Source organism: Streptomyces sp. NPDC043878 (genome assembly GCF_056435735.1).
On the sequence record NZ_JBWKDW010000019.1, the window covers coordinates 82,100 to 99,794 of the forward strand.

Sequence of the window (17,695 nt, forward strand, 5' to 3'; positions counted from 1 at the left end):
CCTCGGTGGCACCGGCCACCGCCATCCGGAAGCTGGGCCCGGTGCCTGCCGCACGCGCCGCGGCCCGCGGAAGCGACGCACATCCGGCCGTACTGTGCTTCCCGCACGCCGGCGGCTGCGCGTCGTTCTTCAGGCCCTGGCAGTCGCTGCTGCCCACGGCCCGGGTGCACGCCGTCCAGTACCCGGGCCGGGAGGACCGTGTCCTGGACGAGCCGCCGGCCGGGCTGCGTGAACTCGCCGAGTCCGTGGCCGAGGAGATCCTCACGGGCCAGGAACGCTACTCCGTGCTGTTCGGGCACAGCATGGGCGCCTACGTCGCCTTCGAGGTCGCCGACTGCCTGCGCGCCGCCGGAGCCGACGTACCCACGCTGGTCGTGTCCTCCGCCGCGGCGCCCGCGCTGCGGCCACCGGTCCCCTACGAGGACTCCGCGGACGTACTGCGTTATCTCGAGCGCTACGAACCGGTGAGTCCGCAGATCCGGCAGGACGAGGAACTGCTGGAACTGATCCTCGACTACATCAAGGACGACCTCCGTCTCGTCGCCGGGTACCGGGAGCACATCGGGAAGCGGATCGGCGCACGGCTGGTGGCCGTGGTCGGACAGGCCGACATCCCGGAGATCCGCTCCCGGTTCCGGCAGTGGCGGCAGCACACGAGCGGCCCGTTCGTACCGGTGGTGACGCCGGGCGGGCACTTCTACCTGCGGGACGATCCGCCCGCCGCACTCATCGCCGCCGAACTCGCGCGGTACACGCATCCGGCCCCGGCCGCCGGCCGCAGTTCCTGGGAGAGGGCATCGTGACCGACCACACGCACACCGTCGACGACATCGGGCGGCTCGTCGACGGCGAGACCTACCGGCACGGCAACCCGTTCGCACTGTGGCGCCGGATGCGGGAGAACGAACCCGTGGTGCGGCACGACCCCGGCGTCTTTCCGGCCTTCTGGTCGCTCACCCGCTACGACGAGGTGAAGCAGGTCCTGCGTGATGCGCAGACCTTCAGCTCGTCCTCCGGAATCCTGCTGCGCCCGCTGGCCCAGGGCGAGGACCCCGGCAGCGACCGCACCCTGGCACTGTCGGACGCGCCGCGGCACCAGGCGCTGCGTGGCGCGGCCGCGGGCTGGTTCGCGCCCAGGAACCTGCGCCGGCTGGCGGATTTCCTGGACTCGGCGGCGTACTCGGCCGTCCGGTCGGCCGTCGAGGCCGCGCGGATCGACTTCGTCGGGGATGTCGCCGCGAAGGTGCCCATCGAGGTCGTCTGCTCGTTCCTGGGCATCCCCGACGAGGACCGGCCTGCGGTCGTGGAGTGGTCGACGGAGGCGTTCTGCGCGGGTACGGCGGAGGAACGCAGCATCGCGCACCTGCAGATCCTGGACTACTTCGGCGACCTCGTGGAGCGCCGGCGCGCCGTACCCGGCGAGGACCTGGTCAGCGTGCTGGCCACCCTGACCTACCAGGGCGAACTCCTGCCGCTCGACGACGTCGTCCTCAACTGCGACAACCTGCTGGTCGGCGGCACGGAGAACGTACGGCTCGCCATGTCCGGCGGGATGCTCGCGCTGCTGCGCAGGCCCGACCAACTGGCGCTGCTGCGCGAGGACTTCGACCATGTGGTGAACACCGCGATCGACGAGATCCTCCGGTGGACCTCGAGCGCCACGCACATCATGCGCCGGGCGACCAGGGACGTGGAACTCGGCGGTCGGCTGGTCCGGCGCGGCGAGCTGGTGGTCTGCTGGCTGACGTCCGCCAACCGTGACCCGGCGCACTTCACCGACGCGGACGTCTTCGACGTGCGCCGCAGCCCCAACCGGCACCTGGCCCTCGGCGCCGGCCCGCACTACTGCGTGGGCACCCAGCTGGCGAAGCTGGAGATCCGGGCCGTGCTGCGGGAGTTGCTCGCCCAGGTCGGCGACATCAGGCTCGACGGCGAACCCGAGTATCTGGACTCCATCGTGGTCAACGGGCTGCGTCGCCTGCCGCTGTGGCTGACTCCGGCGGGCGGCGGCCAGTCCTCGCCGCGTGCGGGCCTCGCCGCCGCCCGCGGCTGACGGTTGGCGCACCATGACCGTCAGCCTGCACAGGCGGGGGGCTTTTCCCGGTACCCGTTCGGGATGTGATCGGGATGGGGGCGAGGGAGCATTCGGCTGTCGGCGTCACAGGGAGACGGCCGACGGTGATCAGGACGGCAGCAAGAGCGAAGAGGTGGAATGACATGTTCGGTAAGTTCGTGATGATGGCCGTGACTGCCGCGTTCGGGGCCGCGGTTTTTCTGGGAGTCGCGCCGGTGCATCCGGCGCACCCGGCCCACACCCCGGCCGGCCAGCGGTTCCTGGCCAACGGGACGGGTCCCGCGACCTCCATGCCCTGACGTGATCAAAAGTCCTTCACAGCGTCAGTGACGGGTTGGGGAGGACTCCCATTGCCGTGAAGTGTTCGTATGCCTGGTGCCGGTGGATTCCGGATTGGCGGAACTCACCGGTTCCTTCGAGGGCTTCGGCCATTCCGTTCAGGGCGCGGGCGATCTCGATCCGGTATCCGATGGCGGTGGCGTGGGTGTGCGCGCTGGTGTGCAGGGCCAGCGCCATGGGGTAGTCACCGCGCCGGCAGTGGTAGGCGCCGAGGGTGTTCTCCACGGTGGCGTTGCGTGTCGCGCCTCCCTTGGAGTGGATGATCCGCAGGGACTCAGCCGCGTAGTGGGTGGCCTCCCGCACCGCGCCGAGTCGTTCGCTGGCGTCGGCGGCCAGGGCGAGGGTCAGGGCGAGGTCTTCCGGCATGCGCGACTCGTCGCCCAGTTCCAGCGCCCGCTGCAGGGGGATGAGGGCCGCGGCGGGCTGTTGCATGGCCAGGCGGGCCGCGGCCAGGTCGGTCAGGGCGATGATCTCTTCACTCCGGGCCTCGGAATCCTGGCAGAGCAGTGTGGCGCGTTGTGCGGCCGCCGCCGCTTCCTCGGGGTGTCCCTGCCAGGTCAGTACGGTGCTCAGGTTGCACCAGGCGTAGGAGCGCTGGCGGTGGTCGGGCAGGTCCGCGTGCAGGGTGATGGCCTGTTCCAGGTAGCGACGGGCCTCCCCGAGATCGCCCAGGCAGCTGTGCAGCAGCCCCAGCTGGTCCAGGCACATGGCCTCGCCGCCGCGGTCGCCGAGGCGCTGTGCGATGTCGAGGGCTTCGGTGACGGCCGTGACCCCTTCCCGGAACCGGCCGAGCTTCCACAGGACGGCCGACAGGTTCGTCAGGCTCAGACCGAGTGTGTGCGGCTGGGCGAGTCTGCGGGCGGCGCGGACCGCGACGCCGGCGGCCCGCCGGTACTCGTGCAGGTGGCTGCGCGAGTTCAGATGGAAGATCAGGTTCCGGGCCAGCTGGACGGCGTGGTGGTCGAAGCCTTCCTGCTCCGCGCGCTCCACGGCGGCCAGCAGCATGACGTGATCCCTTTCGAACAGTGCCTCGGCCTGGGTGGCATCCGTGAGGGGTGGCTGCTGGAAGGGCGCCGCGTCGGCGAAGCGGGCGGCGATGCGGGCTCGCCCGGGATACAGGGTGCGACAGGCCGTCTCCGTCACCGCCAGGCAGTACGCGAGCAGGCGCCCCAAGGCCGCCCGCTCCTCCTGCGGGTTGTGTCCCAGCAGCCGGCGGGTGAAGCTGCGTACCAGGTCGTGGAAGGCGTACCGGCCTGTCTCGTACTGCTCCACCAGGTTCATGTCCAGCAGGTGTTCCAGTGCGTCCTCGGCCTCCCGCACCCCCACCCCCAGCAGCGCCGCCGCCGAGTGTGCGTCGGTCTCGGCACCGGGGTGCAGACCCAGCAGCCGCAGGGCGTCGCGCAGTTCGTCGTCCAGGGCCTGGTACGACAGCTGCAGGGTCGCCTCGACGCTGTGCTCGCCCGATGTCAGCTCGTCCAGCCGCCGGGCCTCGTCACCCAGCCGGTCGACCAGGTACCGCACGCTCCAGTGGGGCCGGCTGCGCAGCCGTGCGGTGGCCACGCGCAGGGCGAGCGGCAGCCGACCGCACAGCGCGCTCAGCTCCGCCACGGCCTGCGGCTCAGCCGCCGCGCGCTGCTCCCCGAGCGCCGTCCTGATCAGCTCCAGGCTGTCCGACGGCGACATCGTGGACAGGGACAGCCGGTCGGCGCCGTCCAGTCCGGCCAGGTGGTTGCGGCTCGCGGTCACCACCAGGCAGCCGGCCGACGCCGGTATCAGCGGCCGGATCTGAGCGGCGTCGAGGGCGTTGTCCAGGACGAGCAGCAGTCTGCGCCTGGCCACGGTGGCCCGCCACAACTGCACCCGGCCGTCGCCGTCGTCGGGAATGTGCTCGCTGGGCACGCCCAGGGTGCGCAGCAACGTGCCGATGACTGTCGCCGATCGGCGGGGTTGCTCGCCGGGGGTGAAGCCGCGCAGGTCGACGTAGAGTTGCCCGTCGGGGTAGCGGTCGGTGAGGCGGTGTGCGGCCCGCACGGCCAGGGAGGTCTTCCCGCTGCCGCCCATGCCGTCGATGGCCACGATGCGCACGGCCCCGTCCCCGGGCGGCTCGGCCAACTCCAGCAGGTGGCCGAGTTCGCGCTCGCGGCCCGTGAAGTCCATGAGGTCGTACGGCAGCGTGCAGGGCGCCGCCACCGTGTGCGCCGCGCCGGCCGGCGACTGGGCGCGGGGTACGGTCTCCTCGCGCGCCGGGGCCGCGGCCGGTGCGGGCGCGGCCAGTTCGGGGCTGTCGCGCAGGATCGCCTCGTACAGGCGCATCAGGTGCGGGCTGGGATCTATGCCGAGTTCCTCGGCGAGGAGGTCGCGGACCTGGCAGAACTCCCTGAGGGCCTCGGCCTGGCGCCCCGAGCGGTACAGCGCCACCATCAGATGGCCTCGCAGGGTCTCCCACAGCGGGTGCTCGGTGATCAGCTGGCGCAGGTCTCCGACGAGTTCTCCCGCTTCCCCCTGGGCGAGCCTGAGTTCGACGAGCTGCTCGATGGCGGCCAGCCGGCGCTCCTCCAGCACGGCGGAGGCGGCGGCGATCACCGGGCCGCCGCTGCCGGACATCACCGGGCCCCGCCACAGCGCGAGCGCGGCCCTCAGGTGCTGTGCCGCCTCGTCCACGCGGCCGCTCTCCTGTGCCTCGCGTGCCTGGCGCAGCCGCAGTGAGAACACGCTGAGGTCCAGGTTCCCGGGGGCGACGTCGAGGCGGTAGCCCGATCCCTCGGTCAGGAGGAGGGAGTTGCCGCCCGGAATGCGCTGGCGCAGATCGGCGACGGCTTTGCGCACCTGGTGCTCGGCGGTGCGCGGGGGGTGGTCGCCCCAGGCCGCCTGAACGAGCCGGGAGACCGGGACCAGGCGTCCCGGCTCCAGCAGCAGGGTGGTCAGGATGCGCTGGGGGACGGGTCCGCCCAGCTTCAGCCAGATGTCGCCGACCGTGACCTCCAAGGAGCCCAAGACGGCGAAGCGAACGTCCCCACTCACGCGATTCCCCCTCGTCCCTGTCTCGCCCGAGGTCCTGCGCACAGCCCCACGGCTGACCGCAGCGTAGACGCGGGTAGTGCGGTCGCATACAAAATGCGCGCACGCGCACCAGCCCACTTGCGCCCCGGCCGGGAGGACGGCGTGGGTGCCGGGGCGATGGCCGAACCGGGTCTCGGGGGTCGCTCGCCGCGACGAACGACGCGGGCACCCGGCCTGCTGGCGGCAGTCGCGCGGGGCCGCCTCCCGGTCGTCACACAGAAGTTGACGGCCAGCCTGGGCACCGTGCCCGGCGGCCAGCCTGGGTACCGTGCCCGGCGGCCAGCCTGGGTACCGTGCCCGGCGCCCGCCTGGGTACCGTGCCCGGCGCCCGCCTGGGCACCGGGCCCGATGGCCCGCCTGGGCACCGGGCCCGATGGCCCGCCTGGGCACCGGGCCCGATGGCCCGCCTGGGCACCGGGCCCGATGGCCCGCCTGGGCACCGGGCCCGATGGCCCGCCTCGGCACCGGGCCCGGCGGCCCGCCTCGGCACCGGGCCCGTGACGGCGCCGATGACGGCGACCGTCTACACAGCGCGCCGCCGGACACGGCCCTCCAAGTCGGCACCGCCATGGGGGAGCGGTGCAGCGGATGGGCGGCCGGCGTGATCGATCACCACGTGTGCGTCCGCCCGGTGCGTGACGGTCCGTCGGTCACCCGGTCGAAAGCCGGGCCGCTCAGTCGAGGACCGACCGCACGGCCTCGGGTGATCGGCCGATCACGGTTGATCCGTCGTCGGCGGTGATGATCGGACGCTGGATCAGGATCGGGTGGGCTGCCAGGGCCTGGATCCAGCGGACACGGTGCTCGGGGCCGCGTTTCCAGGAGTCCATGTCCAGTTGGGTCGCGGTGGCTTCTCCTGTGCGGGTGATGTCCCACGGTTCCAGGCCGAGGCGTCGCAGCACCTGCTCGATCTCGTCCTCCGTCGGTGGCTGCTCCAGATAGCGGCGGACCGTGTACTCGGCGCCCTCAGCGTCCAGCAGGGACAGCGCGGAACTGCACTTGGAACAGGCGGGATTGATCCAGATTTCCACGGGAGACGTGATCTTTCGGTCGAGCCCCGGACGGCTGTCCGGGGCGGAGTGGGCGGGGTCAGGAGGTTACGCCGGTCAGGTCGAGCAATGCGCTGCGGGAGCGGCCGTCGGTGCGCAGCAGGCCGAGCAGGGTGGAGGTCATGGTGCTGGAGCCGGCGGCCCTGGACGCCACGCGGGGTCAAGCACATGTGCTCGGCCTCGACGACCACGCCGACGCCCTTGGGCCGCAGGTGACTCCGCAGCCGGTCGGCGACGTGCTTGGTCAGACGCTTCTGGACCTGCGTGCGCAAGGCGCGGGTGCCGGTGGGAATCACGAACAGGTCGCGAACTCGCACCCCCGGCTTGGGAAGCCGGGGGTGTTCTGAGCTGCTCGGGCTCCTACCTGGGCGCACGGTGCGCAGGTGACCTGGTCGGCCTCGGGCTGCCGACCGGCTCCGGCCCGCTGATCAGCGGGTTCACCGGCGGAGCCGGTGCGCGAGCACCGTACGCACCACCTTGGCCGCCTTGCCGACGGCCGATCCGTCCTCTTCCGCGGGTTCCGGTTCGAGCATGCGCTCGATCTGCAGCAGCAGGTGGTTGGTCGACCGCCACAGCGGCACGAACAGGCCGGCGACCGGTCCGACGCCCCGAATCGGGCCGTTGGACAGCGCGGTGACCTTCTTGGCGATCGCGACCGTGGCCGGGTCCCGAAGGATCAGGTGCACCTCATCGTCGACCAGCCTGATTTCCATCTGGCGCGCGGCGGCTTCCTCCGGGTTCGCGTCCGTCGTCGTCTCCGGATCCAGTTCGTCGATCTTGGCGGCGACCGCGTCCGGGTCGACCCCGAGTTCGCGCAGCACCTTGGCCGCCATGCTGTTCTCCGCGCGCAGCATCGCCTCCAGCAGGTGATGACTGCCGACCGGCGCGCCACCGGCCAGGGCGCTGGCGGCGGTCACGGTGTCCTCGGTGGCGGGTGTGCCGGCCGGCCACGGGCCGGCGGCTACGTCCTGCGATCCCTCCACTGATGCCAGCACCGTGGCACGGATCCTGCTGATCGGATTGATCCGCTCGGCGAGCACCGTCGCGCCGACGCCCTCACCTTCCCTGACCAGGGCGAGCAGGATGTGTTCCGTACCGATGTAGTTGTGGTGCAGCTGCTGCGCCTCGCGCAGGGCGAGTTCCAGTGTCTGCTTCGCGCGCGGCGCGAACGGGATGTGGCCGCTCAGTTCCTCCGTGCCGGGCGGGACCAGCGCGGCGATATCGGCCTGCGCCGTCTCCTTGTCGTACCCGAGCTGGTGGAGAGCCTTGGCCCCCGTGCTGTCCGGCACGTCGAGCAGCCCCAACAGGATGTGCTCCGTGCCGATGTGGTGGTGGTTGAGCAGTCGCGCCTGCTCCTGGGCCGCGACGACCGCCTTGCGGGCCTTCACCGTGAACCGTTCAAAAGTCATGCTTCCATGGTCCCAACCCTGTCAATACACTGCGTTTGACAGGGTGACTATGACGAAGGGAGGGTGTGATGGACGCACCGTCGGACTGGGAGGACCGGCTCGCGCGTTGGCAGAACGAGCTGGAGCTGTTCGAGCGACTGGACGAGACACCCTGGGTGACGCTGGCCAAGGCCGAGGCCGAGACCGGCGTCTCCCGCTCCGCCCTGCGGTCCTGGTATCGCAACGGCGAGATCCAGTCCCGGCTGGTGGACGGCCCGAACGGGCCACAGCGCCTGGTCCGGCTGGACGCGGTGATCGAGCGCGCCGCCGCGTCACCGCGCATCCAGCGCAGGGCGGAGCGGGAGGTCAGCCTGGAAGCCCAGGTCACGTTGCTACGGCACCGGGTTGACCAACTTGAGCTGCGGCTGGCCGCGTTGGAGCGGAAGTGACCGGCAGGAGCGGGTCGGTGTGCTGCCCTTTGGGCTATTTCGGCGGGCTCGGCTGAGGGGAAAGGCCTGCCAGGCACTCACCTTTCGACACCAGTCGAAACCATGGCGGCCACCCGTCGGCGGAACCTACGTTGCCCGCCAGGACCGACCGCCGGGGCGGACCTCGTCACGGTGGCAGGCACCCAGGGGAGAAGACCGATGCCCATGCGTACTCTCCGAAGCGGGCTGCTCGCACTCCTGGCCACGGCCGGGCTCCTGGCCGGCGCCTTCCCGGCGGGGGCGGCACAGCCGGAGTCCCGGCCGGAGATCCGCTCAGCACGTACTCCGCGTCGGCCGCGTACTCCAGGGTCTTCCTGACCACGGCGACCGATCAGTGGACGTACTACACCCCCGAGCCGCGGTCACGCGCCGGCACGCTGTACGCGGGCATCCACTCCTTCTCCTGCTACACGAACAGCGTCGTGTACACGAACAATGCCCGTACGAGTTCGATCTGGCTCCTCACCGACGACGACACCGGACACCGGAACGTGTGGGTGACCGACGTGAACCTCGACGCCTATGGCTGGGCGCATGACACGGAGCTGCTGCCTCCCTGCTGATGACCGGCTGCAGGGCCACCGTCCACGGGACGATCCGGACGATCGGACACGGGGTATCGCTCGCGATCTGGGAACCCCCTGCGACGGCGCGGACGGCGTCACGAGACGGCTGCGGCTCTTCCATCCAGGGGTCTCGCCCTGTCGCCCGGCTGCGGCGACGCGCATGAAATCATCCGACCATGAGCGGCGACCTGGAAGTGGGTACTCTGGCGATCAACGTCACGATCCCGCAGGCGCTCCGTTGGACGGACACTCGACGGGGTGAAGCGGTTTGATCCGCCACCTGGTTTTTCATGGCGATCCCGTGCATTCTGTCGCTCTGTGTCGCCAGGCCAGTCTGCGTTTCCGCGTCCGCTCGAACGGTTGTTCACGCCGGTCGGCCCGGTGACGCGGTCGGGGCTGTGAGGAGCGCGGCGGGGTAGAGGGACGCTGCCGGAGTGTTCGATCTCCTCCGGCGGTGTGGTGAGGTGGTCCGGGGGAGGACGGAGTGGGGCCGATTCGGGAAGGGGCGGACTGGTGGTTCCAGCGAGGGCGGTCGCGTCGGCGCGAAGGCCGGAGCGGGTCCGGAACCTGCGGGGTGTTCTTTCCCTCTTACCCGGACGGGTAGAACGGGTGGGCGTAGGAAGCATCTAGTGAATCGGTCTGAAGTGATACATATACGGCGTGAACCACAAGTGGCGCTATGGGCTGTGGTGGCGGTTGCGGTTCTCGGGTTCCTCACAGCGCTCGAATTCGCCGTACGCCACTACGGTCTGCCGGGGCCGATCACCACCCTGGGGCGGGAGGTGCTCCTTCCGCCCAAATCCGGCGGCCTGCTGTACGCCGGTATGGCGCTGATGTTGGTGACTTTCACCTGGCGGCAGCGGTGCGTCGCGCTCGGCGCGGCCATGGGCGTCGACGTCGCCTTCTGGGTGGTCCGCTCGGCGGCCGGCATCAGGGTGATCGACGGCCACCCCTTCGGCAACGGCGCGCTGTGGGTCATCCTGGGTTGTGCGGTCCTTGCCGTCACCCGCCGTACCGGCCGGGAACGCGTCCTGCTGCTGAAGGGCGTGGGACTCGCCCTGCTCCTGATTGTGGGCCGCAAGACCGGCGACGCCTGGCTGGCAATCACCTCCAGGACCCGTCCCATGGTGCTCGACCAGTACGTGGCGACCGCCGACCACGCGCTGGGCAACCCTTCCTGGCTCGTGGGTCGGATCGTCACCGCCTCCGGCCCGATCGGCTTCAACGTCCTCGACTTCGTCTACGGCCAGCTCCCCGTCGCCGCGGTCCTCGTCGCGCTGTACCAACTGCGCAACGTGGCCGCCGATCGCCGCTTCCCGCGCCACCACCTGGTGCGCACCTTCCTCCTGATCGGCCTCCTCGGGCCGGCCTTCTACATGATCTTCCCGGTGGTCGGCCCGGTCTTCGCCTACGGCACCGGCGCCGAGCACTGGGAGGGAATCAGCCTGTGGGCACAGTCCATGCCGCCCAGCGTGCCCTGGGCCGTGGCCGACGTGTGGCCGCGGGCACTGCCGCCGGTCGGCGCCCCGCACGGCATGCCGTTCGACGAGATCACCCCGCGCAACTGCATGCCGAGCCTGCACACGGCGTGGGCCACCGCGATCTTCATCCACTCCCGTAAGGGACCGCGCGCACTGCGCTACGGCGGCACGTTCTGGCTGGTCGCCACCCTTGCCGCGACGCTTGGCTTCGGCTACCACTACGGCGCCGACCTCATCGCCGGCGTGGTGTTCACGCTCACGATCGAAGGGGCTGTGCGCGCCTTCGACCACGGCTGGGACCGGTCGGGGACCCGACTGGTCGCCCATGGTTCGGCGGTCTTCGTCGCGCTCCTGGTGTCCTACCGCTATCTGCCTGTGGAGATGGCCGTCCACTCCTGGCTGGCCGGCCCCCTGCTCCTCCTGGCCATGACCTCGGTGGTCTACAGCTACGCACGGACCACCGCGTCGTGGGAACCGGGGACCGTACTCGCCCGGCAGCCGGTACCACGGCCCGAACTGGTCTGACGACGGACGGTGCCGAATGCCGCTGGTACTCCGGGAGCCGTCCGCGTCTGGCCTGCTCGGAGGCGTCGACCAGGACGTAGTCGGCCCTGCCCGGCGTGTCGGGGGTGGTCCCGGTGGACTACCCCGCCCAGGAGTGGAGCCGTCGGTGGTGTTCGCCGTGTCGGGCGACGGTCTGACGCCTGTGCCGCCACTGCGACCAGCCCGTGGCCCGGAGGGAGACGAAGCGGCCGGCGGGCCCGGGGCGCGGTGGACCCGTTCCGCATTCCGATCTTTCGCCGCCGAAGCCTCGTTGCCGCGTGAAAGGCGCAGGTCGGCATGGCGAGGGTGACGAGCCGCGTCCAGCCGGCGTTGCGGTGCACCTCGCTTCGGACCAGGCTGCGTTCGTACTGCGGGGCCGGGAGCCTTCCTCGATCGCCCACGGTCACCCGGCGACTCGCACCAGCTTCCCGGCGTCGGTGTCCGCCGGGCATCGCCGAGGTCGTAGGCGATCTCGGCGGGTCTGGTGACAGGGCGACGGGCCCGGGCCCACCGGTCGATGTGCGGCATCCGCCGCGTGCCCGTCCAAGGCTTGCCGACCACGAAACGCGGTGATCATGCCATGAAGGCAGTCCGGTTCCACGAGTACGGCGACATCGATGTGCTGCGGGTGGAGGAGGTGGAGCGCCCCGCACCCGGCCCCGGGCAGGTGCTGGTCGAGGTGCGCGCGGCCGGGATCCAGCCCGGCGAAGTGATGATCCGCGAGGGCGCGCGGCACGACCGCTGGCCGGCGACGTTCCCCTCCGGGCAGGGCAGCGATCTCGCCGGCGTGGTGCTGGAGGCCGGCCCGCAGGTGCGCGGCTTCGCGGTGGGCGACGAGGTTCTGGGCTTCACCCATGGCAGAGCGAGCCATGCCGAGTTCGTCGTGGTCGACGACGTCAACCTGGTCTCCCGTCCCGAGGGGCTGCCCTGGGACGTGGCCGGGTCGTTGTACGTGGCCGGCACGACCGCCTACGCCACCGTGTTCGCGGTGGATCCCGGACCGGCCGACACGGTCGTGGTGTCCGGCGCGGCAGGCGGCGTCGGATCGCTTGCCGTGCAACTCGCGCGGCGACACGGCGCCACCGTGATCGGCCTGGCGAGCGAGCGGAACCACGCCTGGCTGAAGGACCGTGGTGTCATCCCGGTCGCGTACGGGGAAGGCGCGGCCGAGCGGATCCGGCAGGCCGCCGACGGGAACGTCGACGCGTTCATCGACACGTTCGGCGACGGCTACGTGGAACTGGCCGTGGAGTTGGGCGTGCGCCCTGAGCGGATCAACACGATCCGTGACTGGCAGGCCGCGGCCCGAATCGGTGCGCGGACCTACGGAGAAGGCTCGGCGGCCTGCGCGGTCGTGCTCGGCAGACTGGCCCGGCTCGCCGCGCGCGGCGAGCTGGAGGTGCCGATCGCTCGCACCTACCCGCTGGAGCGTGTGCGAGACGCGTTCCGCGAGCTGGAACGGGGGCACACCCACGGCAAGATCGTGCTCCGTCCGTAGCCCCGACCGGCCAGGACGGGCCTCCACCAGCTGCCTCGGAACATCGACGTGATGTCACCGCTGCCGGCCAGTGCCGTGTGACGGCTTCGGCCGGGTCTCCGGCGACGATTGTCGTTCGGCTGGGCCAACGCCATGTTCTGCGAACTCGCCCTCGACCTATGCGCGGAGGGCGTGGCGCACCTGTTCCCCGTGAACCCGCGGACGCTGCCCGCCGCGCGGCGCCGGGGTCGTCGGCCCGCCTGATCGGTCAGTCGTCGGCGCCGTGGTCGAGCCGCGGATGAGGAGGCCACGTTCGTCCTCCTCGGTGCGTGGGGGTACGGGGCGTTCGCCGGCCGGCTCGGCTGACGCGGCGAACGCCCCTCCGGTCAGCCGATGATGCGGTGCGTGGTCCAGAACGAGGTCAGGTCCGTGGTCGTGGCGGCCTGCGCCGCAGCCTTGAATTCGGCCGTCGTCGAGACGCCGTACCAGTGCGAAGTGGCGTAGTCCTTGAGGAGTTTGGCCATTGCCGTGTCACCGAGGACGCGGCGCAGGTCGTGCAGGGCGCACTTGCCGTAGCCGTAGACGACGGTGGAGTAGCGGGAGGAGTGGGCGTCCCAGTAGGCCATCGAGTTGGTGATGTTCTCCGCCGAGGAGGCCCAGGAAACGTTGTTCCAGCAGTTGGTGCCGGTCAGTCCCTGCGCGAGGTCGGTGGCGTAGTCGGTGAACGCCTCGTCCAGCCACGGGTTGTTGTACTCGTCGTCGCCGACGATCCCGTAGAACCACTGGTGTCCGATCTCATGGGTGAGTGCCGTGGTGCTGACGAGGTCGAGGACGAATCCGGGGTACTCCATTCCGCCGAACCAGAAGTTGTTGTCGATCACGGCGTCCAGCTCGCCGTACGGGTAGGCGCCGAAGCGGCCCGCGTGGGCGTCCACCGCGGACCTGGCGGTGGTGAGCATCGACTGGGCGCTGGAGGAACTGATGCCGGAGACGGAGTAGATGTTGATCGGGGTGCCCGCCGCCGACGTACCGGAGATCTTGGTGAAGGGGCCCGCCGCCCACGCGAAGTCGCGGACCTTGGACGCCGTCGCCGTGGTCACCGTGCGCCCGCTGGTGCCGGGGGTGTCGACGGAGGTGCCGGTGGCCGGGACCGACAGGCTCGTCGGGTGGTCGAGGGTGACCTTGAAGTCGGCGGCCAGGGAGTAGAACGACTCGCCGTTGTTGGTGTACGGGTCGAGGTGCCAGCCCGAACCGTCCTTGACCGCGAGCACCGGCAGCGCGTTGCCGATCATGCTGAACGCGCCGTCGTAGCCGAACCGGTCGGCGCCGCTGGGGACGGTGATCTGGAGGTCGAAGCCGATGCTGGTCGACTGGCCCTGTGCCAGCGGGGTCGGCAGGGCGATCTGCAGGGCCGTGCAGCCGACCGACAGGGCGCCCGAGGTGCCGCCGGTCACGTTGCTGACGACGATCGGCATCGCCGAGCAGGTGCCGTGGTAGTTGTCCCACAGCCGCAGGTAGACCTCGGTGAGCGGGGTGGCCGAGGCGTTGGTGAAGGTCGTGCTCTCGTGCCCGGTCCAGCCGGTGCCACTGGTGTTGCTGGTCAGGCTGACGGTGTACGACGGCGCGGCCGGCGTACGGGTGGAGTCGGCCGGCGGGGTGGTGTCGCCCGAGGTGTCGAGGGCGATGTCATCGAGGACGAAGCTCGTCTGGAGGCTGGAGTCCTCGACGCCGGTGAAGGCGAGGCTGACGGTCTGGCCGGCGAAGGCGGACACGTCGAAGGACTTCTGGACATAGCCGGTGGCCTTGTTCAGGTTCGAGTACGTGGCCAGCGTCGTGCTGCCGATCTTCGCCGTGAGCTTGTCGTACGCGGTGGACGACGTCGTCTCGGTGGTGTCGACGTGCAACCAGAACGTCAGGGTGGCGTGGGAGCATCCCGAAGGGATGGTGACGTTCTGGGAGAGCGTGTCGGTGTGCGTTGTGCCGGTGCCGTCGAGCCAGGCGAAGCTGGTGCCGCCGTGCGCGCTCTGCCCGGTGCGGCTGGTGATCACACTGGTCGAGGATGTCGTCCAGGACGAAGTGCCGCTCTCAAAACCGCCGTTGGCGACCACCTGGGCCGGGGTGCAGGCGGCGGCTACGGGCGCCGCGGCGGGCGCGGCGGCGGCCGGGGTGACGGGAAGCGACACGGCGGCCAGCGCGGCGACGGCGAACACGCCGGCGGCGAAAGCCTTGTGGGGGGTCGGTCTCACACGGAACTCCTTTTGCGGCGGCCGGGATCCCGGCCTGCTCGGTGGACGCCCGGCCGGACTGGGTGTGCCGACGGGCGGCCGCGTGGGGTGCGCGCAGCGATTGCGTCATCGCGGAAGGAAGCTTCGCAGATTTGACCGGAGCATGCCACAGGTTGAAGGGGGTGTACATCACGGGAGGAACGGACGCGCGCATCGAGGAGAAGGTGCGGCTCAGGCGCGAAGCAGGAACCGCTTCACCCGCGGATTCCAGGACGCCGCCAACGCGATGGCGGCGTCCTCCGCGCCCCGGGCACCAACGGGCTGACCCGCGATCGATATCAGGGCGGTGCCGGCCTGAGGGTTCGGCCGGCTGGTGTTCACTCGTAGGTCGACCCGTTACTCGTACCGGTACTTCAGCGAGTCCGCCTCCGCCTGCTCGATGTCGGCGATCGTCAGCTCCGGCATCCGCAGTTGGGCCAGCGTCACCTCGGCCGAGGTGGGCTGGGCGTCCGCCGAAAGCCACTGCTCCGGCTTCCAGGCCCCGCTGCGCAGCAGCGACTTGGGGCAGTGCGGGTAGACCTCCTCGATCCCCAGCACCAGCGCACTGGCCGGCGGCTTCCCCACGGCGGTCAGCTGCGACAGCAGTTCCGGGCGGGTGGAGACGACAGCCCGGCCGTTCACCCGCAGGGTGGTGGTCCGACCGGGGATGACGAACAGCAGCCCGGCCCGTCCGGTGGCGATGACATTCTGCAAGGTGTCCAGCCGCTTGTTGCCGGTCGCGTCCGGAATGGCCACCGTCCGGGCGTCCAGGACAGCGACGAACCCGGCAGGGCCGCCGCGCGGCGAGACGTCACAGTTGCCCTCGGCGTCCGCGCTGGCGACCAGGACCAGCGATGAGCAACCTATCAATCGCCGCGTGTGCTCGGTGAGTTCGGTCATCTGCTTGCGGACGGCCGCTTCGCCGGGGAGTTCGTACGCCCGACGCAACGCCTCCTCGTCGGGCACGGCGTCGAGGCGGAGCGAGTCGAAGGCACTGTCGGCAAGGGGTGTCGTCATGCCTGTGACCCTAGCGAGCCGACCTGCGAGGCGGTGGCTTTACGTGGGCATGGACCAGGAGGGCAGTGGAGTCACGCGGGCGGCGCTTCGAGGTGTGGAGCGAGTGGGCGGGAGCGGAGCTGCGGATGGGCAACATCCGTTTCCCGGCCGGGTGCCGGCGGGATCGGCGGTCGGATCCCGAGATCCTTGAGCAGGAGACAAGGCGCGGGCGGCAGCTGATGCGTGCTGCCCCGCGCGTTGAGAGCAGTCGCTGGAAGTGACGGACAGCCGCGTGGTGCTCTTTGACGCGGTGGCCGTCGGCTTCCAGCACCCGACCGCCCCGGGCGGCTGCAATGGTTCTGCCTGGTCTTCGGGGCGGTCTGCGGCCTGCGGTTTCGTGCTCGCCGTCAGCTGGTGTGGCCGGGGCGTCTCGCTGCGCCTGAAGCGGGACGAGTCATGAGGTCGCCGGGCTCAGACGCGTACGCGAAGAGGTCAGCCCGCGACGACGCCCGACTTGGCGATGGTGATCTTCGCCGAAGGGGTGCCGGAACGCGAACCCAGGCCCTCGATCTTCTTCACGATGTCCATGCCCTCGACGACCTCACCGAAGACGACGTGCTTGTTGTCAAGCCAGTCGGTGACGATGGTCGTGATGAAGAACTGTGAGCCGTTGGTGTTCGGCCCCGCGTTGGCCATGGAGAGCTGGCCGGGCTTGGTGTGCTTGAGCTGGAAGTTCTCGTCGGCGAACTTCTCACCGTAGATGCTGCGGCCGCCTGTGCCGTTGCCGGCGGTGAAGTCGCCGCCCTGAAGCATGAAGTCGGGGATGACGCGGTGGAAGGAAGAGCCCTCGTAGCCGAATCCCTGCTCGCCCGTGGCGAGCTCGCGGAAGTTCCTGGCGGTCTTGGGAACCACGTCGTCGAAGAGTTCGAAGACGATCCGGCCCGCAGGCTCGCCGTTGATGGTGATGTCGAAGAATACGTTGTTGGACATTGCTTCATCTTGACACCCGGAGTACCCCAAGCGCACATCGGCCCCTCCGGTCGGCGGTTCGCACGCTTGCCGGTGGCCACAGACGACGGCGTCAGCCAGGCCGGGAGACAGCGCTCTGCGCGCCTGTTTCGTCGCTGTACCGGGGAATGCCGGGAGCTCGACGCGATCTCCGCTGTCGGCGGCATGGAGGCACCGAACCACGAGTCGGTGATCGGCCGACGTTTCCTCCAGGACTTCTCCTGCTACCACCCTGCTACCATCCGAGGGTGACTTCCGCCAAGAAGCAGACGCAGATCAGGCTGGAGGAGCACGTACTGGAAGCCGGCAAGGCCGCCGCGCGCGCCCGGCGGCTGGACTTCAACAAGTACGTGGAGCGGCTGATCGTCGAGGACACCACCGGCGCCCGGGCCGCCGGTATGACGGCTGCCCAGCGGCTCATCGATGGGCACGGCGATTTCCTCGACGGTCTGGAAGAGCAGTTCGACGCCCCGTACGCCGATCCTCAGCCGGGTACCACCGCGTGATCCTGCACGTCGACGAATCCTGGATCCTCGAAGTGGCGGAACGGGCCGGGCATCGCGACCCTGCCCCCGACGACTACGGCGTGCCCATCGCCGCAGTCGCCCGCCACCGTGCTGAGCTCCTCGACACCCCCGTCTACGACGGTCCCTACGCCCGAGCCGCCGCCCTGGTGCACAGCCTGGGCCGCTGCCGCTGGCTGGAGCGCTCCAACCTCACTGTCGCCTGTGCCGTCGCCGTCATGTACCTCGAGGCCGGCAACGTCCCCGTCAACCCCACCCGTGAACAGCTCACCGCGCTCGCTCATGAGCTGAACAGTCCTCGATGCACCGCCGACCGGATCGCCTCCTGCCTGCGTACCTGGAAACCCTGACGTACCTCACAACCCTGACGTGCCTGGAAACCCCGAGTTCCGGACCGGGTGGTCGACCGGGGCCGTGGGTAGGCCGGTGACGGCTTGT

15 protein-coding genes and 1 pseudogene are annotated in these 17,695 nt (G+C 70.4%); 9 read left to right on the plus strand and 7 right to left on the minus strand.

The features are described 5' to 3' along the window. Positions 1-41: 41 nt before the first annotated feature. The 3 genes from AC07AZ_RS25340 (at position 42) to AC07AZ_RS25350 (ending at position 2,373) form a co-directional block, all read left to right on the plus strand. Complete coding sequence (locus tag AC07AZ_RS25340; RefSeq protein WP_478851492.1) at positions 42-803, plus strand: thioesterase II family protein; 762 nt, start codon at positions 42-44, stop codon at positions 801-803. Further along, complete coding sequence (locus AC07AZ_RS25345) at positions 800-2,053, plus strand: cytochrome P450 (protein ID WP_478851494.1); 1,254 nt, start codon at positions 800-802, stop codon at positions 2,051-2,053. Before AC07AZ_RS25340 ends, AC07AZ_RS25345 begins: the two co-directional genes overlap by 4 nt. Before the next feature lie 164 nt (positions 2,054-2,217). Further along, entirely contained in the window at positions 2,218-2,373 is a 156-nt protein-coding gene (locus AC07AZ_RS25350) for a hypothetical protein (RefSeq protein ID WP_478851496.1), read from the plus strand. Between the two features lie 16 nt (positions 2,374-2,389). Here the strand turns inward: AC07AZ_RS25350 and AC07AZ_RS25355 are convergent, their stop codons facing one another. The 4 genes and pseudogenes from AC07AZ_RS25355 to AC07AZ_RS25370 all read right to left on the minus strand — a co-directional run bounded on the left by AC07AZ_RS25355 (position 2,390) and on the right by AC07AZ_RS25370 (position 7,931). Beyond that, positions 2,390-5,434: an AfsR/SARP family transcriptional regulator gene (locus tag AC07AZ_RS25355; RefSeq protein ID WP_478851498.1), complete on the minus strand. Its 3,045-nt coding sequence runs from the start codon at positions 5,432-5,434 to the stop codon at positions 2,390-2,392. Between the two features lie 713 nt (positions 5,435-6,147). After that, the gene (locus AC07AZ_RS25360) at positions 6,148-6,504 is read right to left on the minus strand and encodes an arsenate reductase family protein (protein ID WP_478851500.1); all 357 of its coding nucleotides are present in this window, start codon (positions 6,502-6,504) and stop codon (positions 6,148-6,150) included. Between the two features lie 218 nt (positions 6,505-6,722). Further along, positions 6,723-6,896: pseudogene (locus AC07AZ_RS25365) on the minus strand (hypothetical protein); the annotation flags it as partial. Positions 6,897-6,959: 63 nt separating this feature from the next. After that, positions 6,960-7,931, minus strand: coding sequence for a Clp protease N-terminal domain-containing protein (locus AC07AZ_RS25370; RefSeq protein WP_478851502.1), 972 nt, complete (start codon positions 7,929-7,931; stop codon positions 6,960-6,962). A gap of 68 nt (positions 7,932-7,999) precedes the next feature. Between AC07AZ_RS25370 and AC07AZ_RS25375 the strand changes: the two genes are divergently transcribed. The 4 genes from AC07AZ_RS25375 (at position 8,000) to AC07AZ_RS25390 (ending at position 12,486) form a co-directional block, all read left to right on the plus strand. Further along, positions 8,000-8,359: an excisionase gene (locus AC07AZ_RS25375; protein WP_478851506.1), complete on the plus strand. Its 360-nt coding sequence runs from the start codon at positions 8,000-8,002 to the stop codon at positions 8,357-8,359. Between the two features lie 461 nt (positions 8,360-8,820). Then, on the plus strand, positions 8,821-8,961 hold the full coding sequence (locus tag AC07AZ_RS25380; protein ID WP_478851508.1) for a hypothetical protein: 141 nt from the start codon (positions 8,821-8,823) through the stop codon (positions 8,959-8,961). 689 nt (positions 8,962-9,650) lie between these two features. After that, complete coding sequence (locus AC07AZ_RS25385) at positions 9,651-10,970, plus strand: phosphatase PAP2 family protein (RefSeq protein ID WP_478851509.1); 1,320 nt, start codon at positions 9,651-9,653, stop codon at positions 10,968-10,970. A 598-nt stretch (positions 10,971-11,568) separates the two neighbouring features. Then, positions 11,569-12,486: an NADP-dependent oxidoreductase gene (locus tag AC07AZ_RS25390; RefSeq protein WP_478851511.1), complete on the plus strand. Its 918-nt coding sequence runs from the start codon at positions 11,569-11,571 to the stop codon at positions 12,484-12,486. 365 nt (positions 12,487-12,851) lie between these two features. Here the strand turns inward: AC07AZ_RS25390 and AC07AZ_RS25395 are convergent, their stop codons facing one another. The 3 genes from AC07AZ_RS25395 to AC07AZ_RS25405 all read right to left on the minus strand — a co-directional run bounded on the left by AC07AZ_RS25395 (position 12,852) and on the right by AC07AZ_RS25405 (position 16,715). Beyond that, positions 12,852-14,711, minus strand: a complete 1,860-nt coding sequence (locus tag AC07AZ_RS25395; RefSeq protein WP_478851512.1) for a M1 family metallopeptidase — start codon at positions 14,709-14,711, stop codon at positions 12,852-12,854. Positions 14,712-15,086: 375 nt separating this feature from the next. Beyond that, the gene (locus AC07AZ_RS25400) at positions 15,087-15,746 is read right to left on the minus strand and encodes an MSMEG_1061 family FMN-dependent PPOX-type flavoprotein (protein ID WP_478851514.1); all 660 of its coding nucleotides are present in this window, start codon (positions 15,744-15,746) and stop codon (positions 15,087-15,089) included. A 471-nt stretch (positions 15,747-16,217) separates the two neighbouring features. After that, entirely contained in the window at positions 16,218-16,715 is a 498-nt protein-coding gene (locus tag AC07AZ_RS25405) for a peptidylprolyl isomerase (RefSeq protein ID WP_478851515.1), read from the minus strand. A gap of 266 nt (positions 16,716-16,981) precedes the next feature. On the opposite strand from AC07AZ_RS25405, the gene AC07AZ_RS25410 reads away from it, so the two are divergent. Together AC07AZ_RS25410 and AC07AZ_RS25415 are read left to right on the plus strand one after the other, a co-directional pair. Then, positions 16,982-17,239, plus strand: a complete 258-nt coding sequence (locus AC07AZ_RS25410; protein WP_478851517.1) for a hypothetical protein — start codon at positions 16,982-16,984, stop codon at positions 17,237-17,239. After that, entirely contained in the window at positions 17,236-17,607 is a 372-nt protein-coding gene (locus AC07AZ_RS25415; RefSeq protein ID WP_478851519.1) for a fic family toxin-antitoxin system, toxin component, read from the plus strand. The genes AC07AZ_RS25410 and AC07AZ_RS25415 overlap by 4 nt, the downstream gene beginning before the upstream one ends. Positions 17,608-17,695: the final 88 nt, after the last annotated feature.

Bases quoted from the DNA above. Each gene is read 5' to 3' on its own strand.
- AC07AZ_RS25390 (WP_478851511.1), top strand. From the start codon at position 11,569: ATGAAGGCAGTCCGGTTCCACGAGTACGGCGACATCGATGTGCTGCGG.
- AC07AZ_RS25350 (WP_478851496.1), top strand. From the start codon at position 2,218: ATGTTCGGTAAGTTCGTGATGATGGCCGTGACTGCCGCGTTCGGGGCC.
- AC07AZ_RS25370 (WP_478851502.1), bottom strand. From the start codon at position 7,931: ATGACTTTTGAACGGTTCACGGTGAAGGCCCGCAAGGCGGTCGTCGCG.
- AC07AZ_RS25400 (WP_478851514.1), bottom strand. From the start codon at position 15,746: ATGACGACACCCCTTGCCGACAGTGCCTTCGACTCGCTCCGCCTCGAC.
- AC07AZ_RS25375 (WP_478851506.1), top strand. From the start codon at position 8,000: ATGGACGCACCGTCGGACTGGGAGGACCGGCTCGCGCGTTGGCAGAAC.
- AC07AZ_RS25405 (WP_478851515.1), bottom strand. From the start codon at position 16,715: ATGTCCAACAACGTATTCTTCGACATCACCATCAACGGCGAGCCTGCG.